This is a genomic window from Clostridium ragsdalei P11 (genome assembly GCF_001675165.1).
Classification (GTDB): domain Bacteria; phylum Bacillota; class Clostridia; order Clostridiales; family Clostridiaceae; genus Clostridium_B; species Clostridium_B ragsdalei.
The window spans coordinates 251516-267892 of the sequence record NZ_LROS01000022.1; the positions used below are offsets into that span (position 1 = coordinate 251516).

16 protein-coding genes are annotated in these 16377 nt (G+C 31.8%); all 16 read right to left on the reverse strand.

Annotated features, from left to right (window positions below; all coding sequences use genetic code 11):
- Window positions 1–5: 5 nt before the first annotated feature.
- Window positions 6–269 (reverse strand): citrate lyase acyl carrier protein, encoded by a 264-nt coding sequence (citD, locus tag CLRAG_RS11220; protein ID WP_013240647.1) that lies wholly within the window; start codon window positions 267–269, stop codon window positions 6–8.
- A gap of 90 nt (window positions 270–359) precedes the next feature.
- The gene (locus CLRAG_RS11225) at window positions 360–926 is read right to left on the reverse strand and encodes a Fe-S-containing hydro-lyase (protein ID WP_065078580.1); all 567 of its coding nucleotides are present in this window, start codon (window positions 924–926) and stop codon (window positions 360–362) included.
- Between the two features lie 63 nt (window positions 927–989).
- Window positions 990–1832 (reverse strand): fumarate hydratase, encoded by an 843-nt coding sequence (locus tag CLRAG_RS11230; protein WP_065078522.1) that lies wholly within the window; start codon window positions 1830–1832, stop codon window positions 990–992.
- Between the two features lie 200 nt (window positions 1833–2032).
- The gene (locus CLRAG_RS11235) at window positions 2033–3274 is read right to left on the reverse strand and encodes a methylaspartate ammonia-lyase (protein WP_065078523.1); all 1242 of its coding nucleotides are present in this window, start codon (window positions 3272–3274) and stop codon (window positions 2033–2035) included.
- 35 nt (window positions 3275–3309) lie between these two features.
- Window positions 3310–4767 carry a methylaspartate mutase subunit E gene (locus CLRAG_RS11240; protein WP_065078524.1) on the reverse strand — a complete coding sequence of 486 codons (1458 nt, stop codon included), beginning with the start codon at window positions 4765–4767 and terminating at the stop codon, window positions 3310–3312.
- A 21-nt stretch (window positions 4768–4788) separates the two neighbouring features.
- Window positions 4789–6201, reverse strand: coding sequence for a methylaspartate mutase accessory protein GlmL (gene glmL, locus CLRAG_RS11245; RefSeq protein ID WP_065078525.1), 1413 nt, complete (start codon window positions 6199–6201; stop codon window positions 4789–4791).
- Between the two features lie 54 nt (window positions 6202–6255).
- The gene (gene glmS / locus CLRAG_RS11250; protein ID WP_065078526.1) at window positions 6256–6666 is read right to left on the reverse strand and encodes a methylaspartate mutase subunit S; all 411 of its coding nucleotides are present in this window, start codon (window positions 6664–6666) and stop codon (window positions 6256–6258) included.
- A 149-nt stretch (window positions 6667–6815) separates the two neighbouring features.
- Window positions 6816–7793 (reverse strand): GntR family transcriptional regulator, encoded by a 978-nt coding sequence (locus tag CLRAG_RS11255; RefSeq protein ID WP_065078527.1) that lies wholly within the window; start codon window positions 7791–7793, stop codon window positions 6816–6818.
- A 397-nt stretch (window positions 7794–8190) separates the two neighbouring features.
- Window positions 8191–9603 (reverse strand): amino acid permease, encoded by a 1413-nt coding sequence (locus tag CLRAG_RS11260; protein WP_065078528.1) that lies wholly within the window; start codon window positions 9601–9603, stop codon window positions 8191–8193.
- Between the two features lie 126 nt (window positions 9604–9729).
- The gene (locus tag CLRAG_RS11265) at window positions 9730–11472 is read right to left on the reverse strand and encodes a sigma-54 interaction domain-containing protein (RefSeq protein WP_065078529.1); all 1743 of its coding nucleotides are present in this window, start codon (window positions 11470–11472) and stop codon (window positions 9730–9732) included.
- A gap of 178 nt (window positions 11473–11650) precedes the next feature.
- Window positions 11651–12433: a gamma-glutamyl-gamma-aminobutyrate hydrolase family protein gene (locus CLRAG_RS11270; RefSeq protein WP_065078530.1), complete on the reverse strand. Its 783-nt coding sequence runs from the start codon at window positions 12431–12433 to the stop codon at window positions 11651–11653.
- 529 nt (window positions 12434–12962) lie between these two features.
- Window positions 12963–13598 carry an N-acetylmuramoyl-L-alanine amidase CwlD gene (cwlD, locus tag CLRAG_RS11275; RefSeq protein WP_083985686.1) on the reverse strand — a complete coding sequence of 212 codons (636 nt, stop codon included), beginning with the start codon at window positions 13596–13598 and terminating at the stop codon, window positions 12963–12965.
- 196 nt (window positions 13599–13794) lie between these two features.
- Window positions 13795–14187 (reverse strand): 30S ribosomal protein S9, encoded by a 393-nt coding sequence (gene rpsI, locus CLRAG_RS11280; protein ID WP_065078531.1) that lies wholly within the window; start codon window positions 14185–14187, stop codon window positions 13795–13797.
- Between the two features lie 25 nt (window positions 14188–14212).
- Window positions 14213–14647 (reverse strand): 50S ribosomal protein L13, encoded by a 435-nt coding sequence (rplM, locus tag CLRAG_RS11285; protein WP_065078532.1) that lies wholly within the window; start codon window positions 14645–14647, stop codon window positions 14213–14215.
- A 184-nt stretch (window positions 14648–14831) separates the two neighbouring features.
- Window positions 14832–15566: a tRNA pseudouridine(38-40) synthase TruA gene (gene truA, locus CLRAG_RS11290; RefSeq protein ID WP_065078533.1), complete on the reverse strand. Its 735-nt coding sequence runs from the start codon at window positions 15564–15566 to the stop codon at window positions 14832–14834.
- Window positions 15566–16375 (reverse strand): energy-coupling factor transporter transmembrane component T family protein, encoded by an 810-nt coding sequence (locus CLRAG_RS11295; RefSeq protein WP_065078534.1) that lies wholly within the window; start codon window positions 16373–16375, stop codon window positions 15566–15568. Before CLRAG_RS11295 ends, truA begins: the two co-directional genes overlap by 1 nt.
- Between the last annotated feature and the right edge of the window lie 2 nt (window positions 16376–16377).

A 16377-nucleotide genomic window follows, 5' to 3' on the forward strand; every position in this document is an offset into this window, starting at 1 on the left:
CCTCTCTATAACGCTCTTCTCAAAGCTGTTTCAACTCTTGCTTTAATAGTATAGTCCAGTGCTCCCTTATCCTGAGCTTTTATCACTGCACTTTTTACTCCCAGCTCATTTACTTTATCTAATATGGTCTTTTTTATTTGTTTTCCAAATTGTTTCATAACTACACTCTCAAGTTCAAGCTCTATACCATCCTTATCATTTGGCATTACCATGATGAGTATATCGTTTGACTCAAGAGTACCTGCCTTTGCTGGTTTATTTATTTTCATAAAATGCTACCTCCTTAAAATATGGATTACCCTGCATAATTGCAACATAATCCACATCAATTGTTTGCTTCTAAAATCTATCAATAAATCTTACTTAGACTGGCCCACAGAGTCCAAGTACTCTTTTCGTCCTGATTCATATAAATTATTGCCCTCTGAATCTATTACTACAATTACAGGTAAATCTTTTACTTCTAATTTTCTTATAGCTTCAGAATCCAAATCTTCATAAGCTACTACTTCTGCTTTCTTTATGGATTTTGCTACAAGTGCTGCAGCCCCGCCTATTGCAGCAAAGTAAACAGCTCCATTTTTCTTCATGGATTCTATAACTTCTTTTGAACGAAGGCCTTTTCCTATCATTCCTTTTAACCCTATATCAAGCAGTCTTGGTGCAAATGGGTCCATTCTATAACTACTTGTTGGTCCAGCTGAACCTATTACATGGCCTGGTTTTGCAGGACTTGGTCCTGCGTAATATATTATTGCATCTTTTACATCTATAGGAAGAGATTTACCTTCATCTAATAACTCGACCAATCTCTTATGAGCAGCATCTCTAGCAGTATATATTGTCCCTGATATTAAAACACTATCCCCTGCTTTTAAAGTTTTAACCTTTTCTTCCGTTAACGGAGTAGTTATCTTTTTTTCCATATACATGCCGTTAAATAAAACGGCTTTTCAACTCCTCTCTGAATTTCAACTTGAAATTTAATATTACAATTCTATTTCCTTATGTCTTGTAACATGGCAATTTATATTTACGGCTACAGGTAATCCTGCTATATGCGTAGGATAAGTTTCTATATTTACTGCAAGAGCTGTAGTCTTTCCCCCTAGTCCTTGAGGTCCTATACCTAGGAAATTTATTTTGTCTAAAAGTTCATTTTCTAAATCTGAATAAAACTTATTTTTATTTCTTTCAGATAATGGTCTTACAAGAGCTTTCTTTGCAAGATTTGCAGCCTTGTCAAAAGTTCCTCCTATACCTACTCCTACAACCATAGGAGGACATGGATTTGGTCCTGCGTCCTTTACTACTTTTATTACGAAATCTTTAACACCCTTAAGTCCATCTGCTGGTTTAAGCATTTTTATCTGGCTCATATTTTCTGATCCAAATCCTTTAGGAGCCACTTTTATGTTAAGTTTATCTCCTGGAACTATTTCATAATATATTACTGCAGGAGTATTATCCTTAGTATTAACTCTATTTATAGGATCAGAGACTACAGACTTTCTTAAATACCCTTCTACATATCCCTGACTTACTCCCTTATTTATTGCGTCTTCTAAACTTCCTCCTACTATATGAACATCCTGGCCAATTGTTACAAATACACAAGCCATTCCTGTATCCTGACACATAGGCACATCTTCATTTTTAGATATATCTATATTTTCAAGTATTTTACCTAAAATGTCTTTTGCAGTAGGCCATTTTTCGTCCTCTTCACATTCTTTTATCTTTTTCTTAACATCCTCCGAAAGATAATAATTGGCATCTATACAGAGATTTCTAACAGCTTTTGTTATAGTGGATACATCTACTTCTCTCATAATTTAACACCATTCTCCTTAATTGTATTTTTAATGTATAACAAGCTCATTATATAAGGTTTTAAAGCGAAAAATCAACTCGTTTTACGTATACTAATTTTTAATTACTAAAATATATCTAAAAATTAATAAAATATATTTTAGGTCCAATAAAGTATATATGAAAAGGCAGTTTAAAAAACCGCCTTTTCATATATTTTCTATTTTCTTCTATTTACCAATGCAACTACTCTATTCATTTCATTATTAACTATCATATATCCTTCATCTACACCCATACCTGGTTTTGCAAGAACTTGTTTTGCACCACAAGCCATTCCTATGTTGGTTGTAACTTCTGCGGATCTGTTTGTTTCATTACAAGTTCCTCCACAATAAGCTCCCATATCATGATCTTTACAATACATGATAGCATCAGCTATATTGTTAACTCCACCTAGATCTGGAGTTTTTATTTGAACCATATGACCTGCTTTATTGTCTGTAAAGAATTTAACATCATCTACTGTATTACACCATTCATCTGCTACTAATTCTGCATCTATTTTTCTGCTATCTATTTCTGCTCTCAAATCCCTTAGAGCTTCCATTTGTTTTTGTCTATCTTCTACATCCATTGGTCCTTCAATTCTCAAATGGAATGGATTTGCTGCTTCTGCAAGTGAAGCTATATAATCAGCCATAGCTTTTGTATCATATTTAAAGGCAATACCTATAGTTCCATATACATCAATGTGGAATATTGGGCTGTAATCTTTAGAAGTTCTAAGTTCTATTACTCTATTTCTAAGCCACTTAACATATTCTAAAAGTTTTTCTCCATGCATTCCAAGTTTTTCTTCTACATTGTTTATAAGGGCATGTGGCATAACATCTGCACCTTTTATTATCATCTTATCTACATTATCATATCTGTCATCCCCGGATTGTGCAAATATTGGAACCCTCTTTATTTCACCCTTTGGATTATATTCATTTCTTATAACTTCTGCCATTGTTATTTTCTTTGATTTTGCTACAGCATCTAATATAGCTTGTGTTATACCATATCTTATAGCTGTATGAAGTCTCTTACCATTTACCTTCATACTATCAAATTCTTCTGCTAGTGACTTAAACTCGTTTAATTCTCTTCCTACTAATTTTGGAGCTATTTCTTTTTCTATAACTGGTATAAAATCTTTAGCTAAAAATAATGGATCTCTTCCACCTGCACCTGAATATTGAACAGCGGCACAATCACCATAAGCTACCTGTCCATCTTCTAGTACTAGCATTACGGATATAGCTTCTCCTGCCTGTCTAACTTTAGCAAATCCATCTGTTACAGGTTCGCCTACATAAGTAAATCCATTATGTTTAGCTCCTTTTTTTATAGCTCTCTGATCATCAAAATAAAATCCTGTTTTTCCTTCTGAGCAAATTACGTCAACTATTTTCATTTTAAGTCCTCCTTGAAAATTAAACTGTTTTTTAATTATTTTTCTTTTGGTCTTCCTATAAGTACTCCCTGTCCAACTGCAAATATATCATCTATAGTCATTTGGAAGCTTACTTCTCTATTTTCAAATTTTCCTCTTTCTTGTAGCTTTCTCTGATTAAAATCTTTTAATTCCTGGCTAAAAGGAACATTTCCAAAGTGCAAATATCTAACTGCTCCTGTATTATCTCTTGCTGGCATCATCTTGCCTGCATTATATTTACTTGGTGCAAATGGTACATCTATAACTCCATTTTCAAATGCTTTTACTGTTCCTACAGCTAAATCTCCCTTTCCAAGTTCAAATACTTTATCCAATATGCATTTTACTTCTGCTTTAATTACTGATATTTCATCTTCCAAATCTTTTGACATAGGAAGTCTCTGTCCACTTAACATATTTAAAGCCATTTTTGTAGCTTTTATTCCTGCTGCATTAGCTTCTTTAGTAGGAATTCCTATAGCTTCATGAGGTGTCTTAACTATAACTTTTGTTGCTCCTGCAAGGGCTGCTGTAGCTGCTCCTGTAGATATAACTCCAAAAGCTTTTGCTTCATCTGCAGGGAATCCTCCCATCCACTGATGAAATACTGTAGTTATATAAACATCATTGTATCCATACTTTTTCAAATATTCATCTATCTGCTGCTCTAATGATCGCATAGCTGCCACATCCTGAATTACATTACCACACTCGCCATATCCTACAGTTATATTCTTAACACCTTGTTCTGCTGCAAGTAACCCCTCTATTATAGCTACTGCATTTGAAGTACTTGGTGGTACTAATGTTCCTGTAAGTGGTCCAAACGGTTCTCTATTTATAGATACTCCATTTTCTTCATAGAATCCAACTAATCTATCACAATACTGCCAATCTACAAGTGACTTAGCTATTGAAACATTCTTTGCATAAGGTACATTATAGGATATACATCCTCCTTCATTTGAAGTAAATCCACCTGCATGAATTATTTCTGCTAAAAGTCTTGAATCTGGAGTACCATGTCTAGCCTGTACTGGTAAATCCAATGCTTCTACTACTTGTCTACATCCCTTAACTCCGTGATTTACTCCTGGAAATCCATTTAAAAGTGACCTTCCCTGAGCTTTACTTTCTTTTATACCTACTTCACATTCATCATATCTATTTTGTCTCGTATAACTATCTATAGTTGTTGGAAGGAGATCAGCTCCACCTTCATCTTGTAAATGTTTTAATAATGTAATATGATCATCTATAAGTGCAACTCCAGCTCTTGGTTGGGCTAAAGTAATTCCCTGTTCTTTTGCCTTTATTAACTTTTTAGGAAAGCTCTTATGCTCAGGTAATTTCTTTAAATAATCTACTGCTTCCTTAAGATCAACTTCCTTACCTGTTGGCCATTGACTTAAAACTTCTTCTCTATCTTTAAAAAATCGTTCTTCTGACCATTTTTTATTTTTAAGTTCCATATCTTTACCCCCTTATATTTTCTATTTTGTTATACAACATATTTTTTTAGTGTTAACTAAATATTTTTTCATTATTCTAACTGCTATATCCGGATACTCTTCTGAAAGCAGTCCCATAGCAGATAATATATAACTTCTATCTACTAAATACTCTGGATTCTTTGGTTTCAAATGCATAGGATCTTCTGTAGTAAAAATTCCTGCTTTTAATATTTCTTCAGGATTTTCACTGTGAACCAATACTCCACCTGTTCCTATGAGATATTTGGTATTCAAAAGATCTTTTCCTATTTGAGAATATACAACTCCACAAGGGGTATACACACTAGTTAAAACTCCAACGTGTCTTTCCATAGCCATTTCTGTAGCTACCTTTGCCATTGCTTCATCAAATTTTATATCCCTTTCATTATCAGGAATCATTCTTATATTCTCACTTCTATATTTACAGCCAGCCTCTATATCTATACTTTTATCATCTAAATATTTGAGTACCCTTTTGGTACTTGCAGCTTCCCACAAGGACACTGCGGAATATCTCATTCCTAGATCTCCTTCTACAGTTCTCTTTGCAAAAGGTTCCTGTAAGCCTCTTAAAGTTACTGCTGGTTTTGTAGGCTCTCCATCAGCCAAAGAATGTATATCCGTAGTAGCTCCACCTATATCTACTACTACTAAATCACCTATACCCTCTTCTTTATCACTTCCAAGGCTCAAAGTTTTAGCAGCTTTTAATACAGCAGCTGGTGTAGGCATAAGAATACCATTTATATATTTTTCAGCATTTTTCATTCCTTTAGCTTCAACTATTTTTTCCATGAATATTTTTCTTATTTCTTCCCTAGCTGGTTCAACATTCAAGGTATTTAGCTTAGGCATCACATTTTCAGCTACTTTATAAAACATTCCTGCATCTTCTAATATTTGTGATACTTCATCTTCTGCTACTTTATTTCCTGCTACAACTATTGGAATGTCCATTCCACTTTTAGCTAACAATTTAGCATTGCCAATTATACACTCTTTATTTCCTCCATCTGTTCCGCCGGCTAAAAGTATCATGTCTGGATTTGAATTTTTTATCTCTTCCATCTCTTTTGAGCTCAAATCATAGCTATAAACATGCATAACTCTTGCTCCAGCACCAAGTGCTGCCCTTTTAGCAGCTTCAGCGGTAAGTTCTGGTACAAGTCCTATAGCAACCATTTTTAGCCCACCTGCAGCAGATGAACATGCTAGTTTCTTTACAAAATCAACTTTTTTATCTTTTAATTTACTTTGTAATTCTGCATAGGCATTATTAAAGCCTATCATTATGTCATCTTCCACTGTAGTTATAGCTTTAGCTGTACCTAAAATCTCTTCATTTTCTATATCTACAGCTGTCAACTTCGTATAGGTACTTCCAAAATCTATAAGCAAATATCCTTTCATAATTTACCACCTCTGTTCTCTTAAAGAGGATTCAATAATCAAATTACTTTTCTACTAGTTTTGTACATTTAAATCTTTTTTCAAATCATCAATTGTAACTTCAGGTAATGTTCCTGGTGGATATATTCTATCAAATCCCATACTCTTAAATTTATTGTATACATCTTCCCACTTTTGTTTTCCAACTACTAAGTTTCCACCTGCATAAATTAGTATACCTTTAAGACCTGATTCATCACATTTTTCTCTAAGTCCCCTGCAATCCATTTCTCCATGTCCATAAAGTGATGATACTAAAATAGCATCTGCTTTAGTCTCAATTGCAGCATTTATAAAATCTTCTTGTGGTGAAAGAACTCCTATATTTATTACGTTAAATCCAGCTTCTGTAATGGCATGATCTAATATTTTATTTCCAACTGCATGACAATCAGAGCCAATTACTCCTAAAACTATGGTTTTCATTATAAAACACCTCCAAATTGCATAAATACCAATTAATTAAAATCTTTATTAACATATATTAATCGTATATTAAAAAATAAATAATATTTATTAAGTAAATAATATTATGTATTTTCAATCTAATTAAATACCAACTTGCATACTTTAGTTCAATTATTTTGATTGAGTTCAACTATTTTTGATTTTAAGTCTTTAATTGAATTATCATCGAGATTATATAAAAATCTCATTATATGCTTATTGTCCACATTATGTGCTTCAACATCTTTATATCTTCCTGGTGAAACTATCAATATATCTACATTATTTATAACTCTTTCAAGTTCCTGATCATTAAAAGTATTGGTAAACTGAATATCAATATCTCCTAGGCCTGCTCTTTCAAGTGCTCCTCTTGCTTTGAACATAAACTCCTTAGAAATACATACAAAAGCGAATTTAGTATTACTTGGATATCTAGCAATCTTAACTATTGTTGCCAAATCTACATTTATAGCTACACCTATTACTTCTTTGTGTAATCCTTCTGTTAGTTTAATTACTTCATTTACATGGTTAAAAGTTGCTATTATAACTTGGCTTTTTTCTATAATCTGCTTAGTTTCGCTGCTTATATTCCTTATGTCATCAAGAGTAAAAGGTACTATATTCATGTCCGTGCTTTCCATAAGCTGTTTACTAAACATTCTAGATTGCTCTATGTTACATTCCACATATACTGCACTAATTTTACTTATAAGTTCTTTCTTTTCTCTTATTCTTTGAGTGACAATTTCTAAAAATACATCTGGATCTATACCCGATTCAATAGCTTCTTCAAACGCAAGATCTATAAACTTTGTTATTTTTTCCTTTGTATTTTGAACTTTCCAAGGATTTGCTTCTTCTGCTACAAAAGTTCCTCGTCCCTGGTAAGATTTTAAAACGCCATCCTGTTCTAATTCATTATAAGCTGTGCTTATAGTATTTCTACTTACATTAAGTTTTTCAGATAATTCTCTTTCTGTAGGCATTTTTTCGCCTACCTTAATGAGGTTACCTTTAACTAGGTCCATTATTTGGCTTTTTACTTGTAAATATAATGGTACTCCACTATCTTTATTTATTTTAATGTTTATGGCAATCACCTCAAATTATTGGATTAATGGATTAATCCATTACTTTACCTAAAGGGTACCATAATGCAAGATTAAAATCAATAGCTTTTTGTTAACTTTCAATTTTCAGAAAATTCTTATGAAATTGTTTTCAAAATGTGTTTTTAAAGGATTAGGGACTAAATAAACTACTTCTTTAATTAGCCTAAATTTAAGGATGGCTGCCATTAATTAGTCCAATTTTACTTAACGCAAACTTAAAGTCCAATTTTGAGAAATGTCTCCTAAAATAAAAGATTTGAACAATTCCCCTTTAAGAATTGCATATTCCTATGCAATTCTTAAAATCACCCCCTTATAAGGGTCATTTTGCTGTAAATATTAGGGAACATAATTTTTTCAGTATAGATATGTTAAATTTTTTTATTTAATTATGATTTTCTTGAACAATACTGTCCTTTTTTTTAGCTGCATTTTTATTAACACCAAATACATAATAAAGAATAATTAAAGCTGCTATCCAAATAGGTCCTAATACAACTGCTATTAAAGTATCTGGATTAAATGCCATCATTATAAATACAAATACTAGATATGCCAAACTAATATAATTTACATAAGGATATCCTTTAGCCGGGAATTTTAATTTTCCTACTTGTTCCTTTGTAAGAGTTTTTCTAAATTTCGTCTGTCCAAGTATTATCATAAACCAGGCAAAAAGTCCTGCAAATGTTGCAATAGATGCAATATATGTAAACACTTGTGCTGGAAGGAAATAATTAAGTATAACACCTATAAGCATACATGATGCAGAACCTAATATTGCATTTTTAGGTACTTTCGTACTACTAAGCTTGTTAAATATTTTAGGTGCTCCCCCTTGAAGAGATAAATTATATACCATACGTCCTGTCGTATAAATACCACTATTACATGAAGACAATGCTGCAGTAAGTACAACAAAATTTATAATCCCAGCTGCAGCTTTAATTCCTATTTTATTAAATGTTAAAACAAAAGGACTTCCCATTGTTCCTATTTCATTCCAAGGATAAAGTGACATAATTACTGTTAATGATCCAATATAAAATATGCAAATTCTCCAAAAAACCTTATTAATAGCTGATGGTATGGTTTTTTCAGGATTCTTTGCTTCTCCTGCCGTAATTCCTATAAGCTCAGTTGCGAAAAAAGCAAAAGTAACTAGTGGTAGTGCCTTTAGTAAACCTTTTATTCCATTTGGAAAAAATCCTCCATTTTTCCACAAGTTTGTAAATCCTACTATCTTTCCTCCATTTCCTATTCCAGTAAATATGACAACTAAACCTAAAATTATCATGGCAACAATAGCAACAACTTTTATAATTGCAAACCAAAATTCAAACTCTCCATAAGCTTTTACATTAATTAAGTTTACAGTTATCATTAAAGCAAGTGCTGCAAAAGCAGATACCCACCTTGGAACTGATGGAAACCAAAAATTTATGTAAATACCAATAGCTGTAATTTCTGCCATACAACATGAAATCCAATTCAGCCAATAAGTCCATCCTGTTAAATATCCAGCAAGTGGTCCTATATACTCATTGGCATAAGCACTAAAAGAGCCTGCAAGCGGCTGTTCAACTGACATTTCACCAAGTGCACGCATGATAAAAAATAAAATAATGCCGCCTATGGCATAATCCAGCAGAATTGACGGTCCTGCCATATTAATTGTACTTGCAGATCCTAAAAATAATCCAACCCCAATGGCACCACCCAGTGCTATTAACTGAATATGCCTTTCTTCCAATCCACGATCAAGATCTTCATGTAAACCAGAATTTTTATTGCTCATTATAAAATCCTCCTTATATTTTGTATATTTTTTAACTTGTTATCATTAAGTTTTGTTTAATCCAAATCTATAATCTTGAAAACATTTACTTAGAACATAAAAATTACTCTATTTAAGATTGTAGTTTTATAAATTATATCTTTTTATATCCCTATATAATGTGGAAAGACTTACTCCTAACTCTTTTGCAATCATCTGTTTTCCTAAAAAAGTATTACCATATTTAAGGAGTAATTTCTCAATACAATTTTTTCTCATTGATTTCAAACTGCTGCATTGATTATTCTCTTTATTACTATTTATATTATTGTTAAGCTTTGCTGGAATACAATTTGGCATCAATATATTAGTACTAGCCATATTAACTGAGTATTCAATAACATTTTCTAATTCTCTTACATTTCCGGGCCAATTATATAATAGTAAATGTTTTTTTACTTCTTCTGATATACTAACAATATTTTTTTTAAATTTTTCGTTATATTTCCCCAGGAAATATTCAGCTAACAATATGATATCCTCGGGACGTTTTCTAAGAGGTGGTATCATTATCGGTATCACACATAATCTATAGAAAAGATCTTCTCTAAATTCACCATTTTTCATCATTTCTTCAAGATCTTTATTAGTTGCTGCAATTATTCTTACATCTAGTTTTATTGATTTTACACCTCCAACCCTTTCCAATTCGCCGCGTTCAATAACTCTAAGTAATTTGGGTTGTAAATGCAAAGACAAATCTCCAACTTCATCAAGAAAAATAGTTCCACCATTGGCAAGTTCAAATTTACCTGGTTTTCCTCCCTTATTAGCTCCTGTAAACGCGCCCTTTTCATATCCAAAAAGTTCGCTTTCGAGAAGGTTTTCAGGTATAGCAGCACAGTTTATTGCTATAAAGGGTTCATTTTTTCTTCTACTCATCTTACAAATCGCCCTAGCAAATACCTCTTTCCCTGTGCCACTTTCACCTAAAATTAAAATGTTAGATTCACATCCTGCAGCTTTTGCAGCAAGATTTTTAGCCTCATTGATAAGTTTGCTATTTCCCTTTATGCTGTCAAAGTTTATATTCAAATGTGAAGCATCTGCTAAAAGTTTATAGGCTATATTCCCTAGTTCTTTCTTTTTCTTAAATACAAAAAGAATGTCTATTTTTTCATTACTGTTATTAATAAACTTTACGCTTAAAAACATTCTATTATTAGGAATTGGATATTTTAAAACTACCTCAAATTCCTTATCATATTCTTTTGCATCCTTCATAATATATTCAAAATAGTTTTCTGAAAAAATATTTTGAATATTTTGTTCATCTTTTATCATTTCTTCCATAACACTGTTATAAGTAAGTATATTTCCAATATAATCAGTTAATACAACACCTTCACTTATAGAATTTAAAACCGTTAATAATCTATCTTTTGTCTCTTTTTCTTTTATTTTAATTAGAATTGTTTCCCCTAATTTTTTAGCAAATATACTTAACTTATCTCTCATTTTAATTTGCTTTTCTTTAAGCTTGGGAGTAAGAGATAAAATAGTAATAGCTCCTATACACTTCACATCATTTTTTATAGGATAATATATGGAATATTCATTGAAGCATTTCCCATATGCAGTAATTGGGCAAGTCTTACAAATTTCACTTCCATTAGGGCTGTCAATGATTAAAGGCTTACCATTTTTAATAACATAATCATTAGCACAACCCTTAGGAAGAGCTTGCCCAATTGATTTTTTGAATAATCCACTTGCTGCAACCCTTACTAAATGGCTATCTACAACATAGATATCAAATTCAATAACCGAACTCGTCGTCTCTATTAAATTTTGTATAAATTCTCTTATCTCATACATTGAACTATACATATTATTTCACTATCCTGCCTAAACCTGTATGCTACTTTATATTAATTAGCATGACATAGTAATGAGTAAATATCTTCTGTCATAATGCCTGATAATATGACATAATTACATTTTATACTGAAATATACCTAAAACTATATAATTATACTTAAATATACTTTATACATAAAATATACAATTAAGCCATAGTAACCTTACTTTTTCTAGACATCTTGTTTTCTCTACATGCCTCTATAAACGCGCTAAAAATAAGGAGTTGTTCATTGTGTTTTTCCTCTAACATTTCAGGATGCCACTGCGTTCCTAATATAAATCTATCTTCTTTCATTTCAATAGCCTCTACTATTCCATCTGGTGACATTGCAGCAACATTAAAAATACTAGCAACATCTTTTATTGCTTGATGATGGTAAGAATTTACCTCCAGTGTATTTCTATTTAAAATTTTATGTAATTTGCTCTTTTCATTGACTAAAACTTTGTGTACAGTATTATACTTTGGCGAACCTATTACAGAATGATTTATAGTAGAATTGTTTTTTAAGTTTGATAAATCCTGATAAAGTGTTCCCCCACAAGCGACATTTAATAGTTGATATCCCCTACAAACACCCAAAATAGGAACATTACTTTTATTAATAATTTTTTTAGCCAAATATAACTCCTGTGTATCCCTTTCTGGAATAACTTCTCCTATTTCAGGTCCTATTTCTTCTCCATAATACTTTGGTTCAATATCAGCTCCTCCAGCAAAAATTACACCGTCTACAATATCTATAGCGTTTTCAATATTGCTTTTATTAGTAAATACGGGAATAATCACAGGAACCCCTCCTACTGTTTCAATTGCCTTAACAAAATCATTCGCTGCAATTTGCCAATCCAGTTTACTTCCAAGACCATTATAAATTTCATCTAATCCATAGCAATAATCTGCACATATACCTATAATTGTTTTCATATCTTATCTCCTCCATAAAAAATGTAATTACATACTATTTATTCAATGCGTGTGCCTCACCCCTTTAATCATTTCTTAACTAATCTTATAAATAATATGAGCAATAATTGTGCCAAAAAGTAAATTAACTAAATGTTACACTATATCAAGTGATTTTTAGGTTCAGATGAACCTTGCTTTATAAGGATGACTTTCTCCAGCTGAACCTTAGAAGAACTTATCCAGGCGCGCAGCAGTGCTTATCCCCCCACTTTGATAGTCGCTTTCGCTGTGTGCGATAGGGGTGTTAGCAATGGTAGTGATCGGATAAAGGATATAGACATGCTATTAAAGTACTATTGTCAAAATGCTTTATCATTCTGACAATAGTACTTTAATAATTTTTTTAACACACTATATACTTTTATTTTAGAAATAAAAGTCACTTTCATTCTGATAATAAGTTTGTCAAAATGAAAATTGCTCTAATTACACAAAAATAAAGTAGACTTTGCCTGTGTAGCAAAATCTACTTTATTTTTGTTGATTTCTAATTAGAAGAATAATATTCTTTCACTGATCTAGCTATAGAATCCGCTATTTTACTCTGATACTCATCCGTAATCAATTTACTTTTTTCCTGAACATTAGATAGGAATCCACATTCTATCAATACAGAAGGTCTGGTGTCTTCACATCTAAGTACCTTATAACAATTTTTTGCTGATTTTTCTTTTCTATTATTGTTCTTGTCGAGATCATTCACTAAATTTTTTTGGAGAATATGAGCTAACTTTTTACTATTATCATTTTTAGAGTACCACACCTGGGCTCCATAGTATTTAGCCTGAGGGAACATATTTAAGTGTATACTTATAAACATATTACAATTTGTACTTTTTTTCAATTCACATCTATTATTTAAATCTTCAACTTTCTTTTTTCTTATTCTCCCATCATCTGTATATAACCCCTCGTCTTTTTCTCTAGTCATAACAACTTTAAATTTTTCTTTTAGTAACTTGTCCTTAAGTTTATTACTTATTTCTAAATTTATTTCCTTTTCCATTATTCCATCTTTTGATATTGCTCCACTATCTATTCCTCCATGACCAGGGTCTATAAGTATAGTACTACTTTCTTTGGTAACATTTTCATTACCCAATACTAGACATGGACATATCATGCTTATACTGCATATTATCAATATCAACAATATAACTCTTGCTTTTTTTATGTTCAATATACACCAACTCCTTATAATTATTTAGAGCCTTAATATATATTTACCCAAAACATAAAAAGTTATTAAATTATTTTCAATAAAAAATAGCTTATACATACACAAATTTTGTATGTATAAACTATTTTGAATTCCAATATTATCTCTTTGAAAATTGTGGAGCTCTTCTTGCTTTTTTAAGACCATATTTCTTTCTTTCTTTCATTCTTGGATCTCTTGTTAAGAAACCAGCTTTTTTAAGTTCCGGTCTTAAATTTTCATCTGCTTTTAAGAGAGCTCTTGATATTCCATGTCTTATAGCTCCAGCCTGACCTGTAAATCCTCCTCCATGAACATTTACAAGGACATCAAACTTTCCTTTAGTTGAAGTCAATTCCAATGGTTGGTTAACTATAACCTTTAAAGTATCCAATCCAAAGTAATCATCCATATCTCTCTTATTTATAGTTACTTTACCTTCTCCAGGTACAAGTCTAACTCTTGCTATTGACTTTTTTCTTCTTCCTGTTCCAAAATACTGAACCTTAGCCATTTTTTATCCTCCCTCCAGCTCTAACCTAATATTTTAATTCTAATACTTCTGGCTTTTGAGCTTCATGATCGTGCTCAGCACCTCTGTATACTTTCAACTTTTTGAACATTTGTCTTCCTAGTGGTCCATCTGGAAGCATTCTTCTTACAGCTTCCTGGAATACAAATTCTGGCTTCTTTGCTAAAGCATCTCTATAAGAAGTTTCCTTTAATCCACCTGGATATAAGGAATGATGTCTCAACATCTTTTGATCTAATTTTTTACCAGTTAAAACTACTTTTTCAGAATTTATTATTATTACAAAATCTCCTGTATCAACATGCGGTGTATATATAGGTTTATTTTTACCTCTTAATATTGAAGCAACTTGACTTGCTACTCTTCCAAGAGGTTTTCCTGCAGCATCGATAACATACCATTTTCTTTCAATTTCTTGGGGTTTTGCTATATATGATTTCATGGCTTTCCCGTTATATTACTAACGGTTTTCAACTCCTCTCACATTCTAGTTTCTTTTAATCTCTAAAAAGAGACTTTTAAATTTTGATAAACGATTCTCTATATAAAGACCCGGGGCTGGTGGATCCTTTATATCCAAAATACAAACAATTTATATTATAATACAATGTGCCTGGTGTGTCAATCTAGTAAAATATTTTTTCTAAACAAAGTCCTAAGGCTGGTACAGGCTTCCCGGCTTTTGACCTATCCTTAGACTCTAAAATGTCTTTCACATATTCTGGCGTAAACCTTCCTAACCCTACTTCTAATAAAGTACCTACTATTATCCTTACCATATTGTACAAGAATCCATCTCCAACTATGCTAAACTTAATCAAATTATCTTCTTGCATAATAGTTAACTCTCTCACTGTCCTAACAGAAGATTTAGCAGAACTGCCTTTTTTCTTAAAAGCAGAAAAATCATGAGTGCCTATAAAATACTTACATGCATTTTTCATTTTATCAACATCTAATTTTCTTCTAAAGTAATAAACATATTGTCTTCCAATAACAGGCCTATTATTTCCCGTTACTATTGTATAAACATATTTTTTACCTAAGCTGTGATACCTAGAATGAAAACTATCATCCACTTCTCTGGCGTTTAATACAACTATATCTTTAGGTAATACGCCATTTAGCGCCATTTTAAAATTAGGACTTGGTATTTTACTGTTAGTAAAAAAGTTGCACACAAATCCTCTTGCATGAACTCCTGCATCAGTTCTGCTTGCACCTATAACTTCAGAAAAACTTCCTGTAATTTTTTTAATAGCTTCCTCTAATCTTTGCTCAATTGTCATAGCATTATCTTGTTTCTGCCATCCAGAATAATTTGTACCATCATATTCTATTGTAAGCATTACATTCTTCATTAATGCCACCACATTCTACTTAATATAGACACACACACCAATGCAAAAACACACACTGATGCCATAAAGTCCTTATTAGTTAACTTAAGCTGCTTCATTCTAGTCCTGCCTTCTCCACCTGTGTAACATCTAGCTTCCATTGCCATTGCCAGTTCATCTGCACGCCTAAAAGAACTTATAAAAAGTGGCACTAGGATTGGGATAAGATTCTTAGCTCTCTGAATTATGTTTCCAGATTGAAAATCCGCTCCTCTTGCCATTTGAGCTTTCATTATTTTATCTGTTTCATCCATTAATGTCGGTATAAATCTAAGTGCTATAGTCATCATCATAGCCAGTTCATGAGCAGGCACCCCTATCTTTTTCATTGGATTTAAAAGTTTTTCTATTGCATCTGTGAGTTCAATAGGAGATGTAGTCAAAGTTAGTAGTGAAGTTCCTATAATTAAAAATATAAGTCTTATTGCCATAAATGCAGCCATAACTAATCCTTCTTTATAGACGACTAAAAATTTCCACTTAAATAAAGGTGGATTAATCCCCGTTGTCATAAATATATTCAGTACTGCAGTTATAATAACTAATATAAATATTGGTTTAAGTCCTTTATAAATGTATGAAAACTGTATCTTAGATATAAGTATTGAAATTATAGTGAATAATACTATAAATATATAGCCTTTAAAGCTGTTTACTATAAATAAATCTACAATATATATTAAAGATATCAATATCTTAACTCTTGGATCCAACTTATGAACAAAAGAATTCCCAGGTACATATTGACCTATTGTAATATCTTTAATCATTT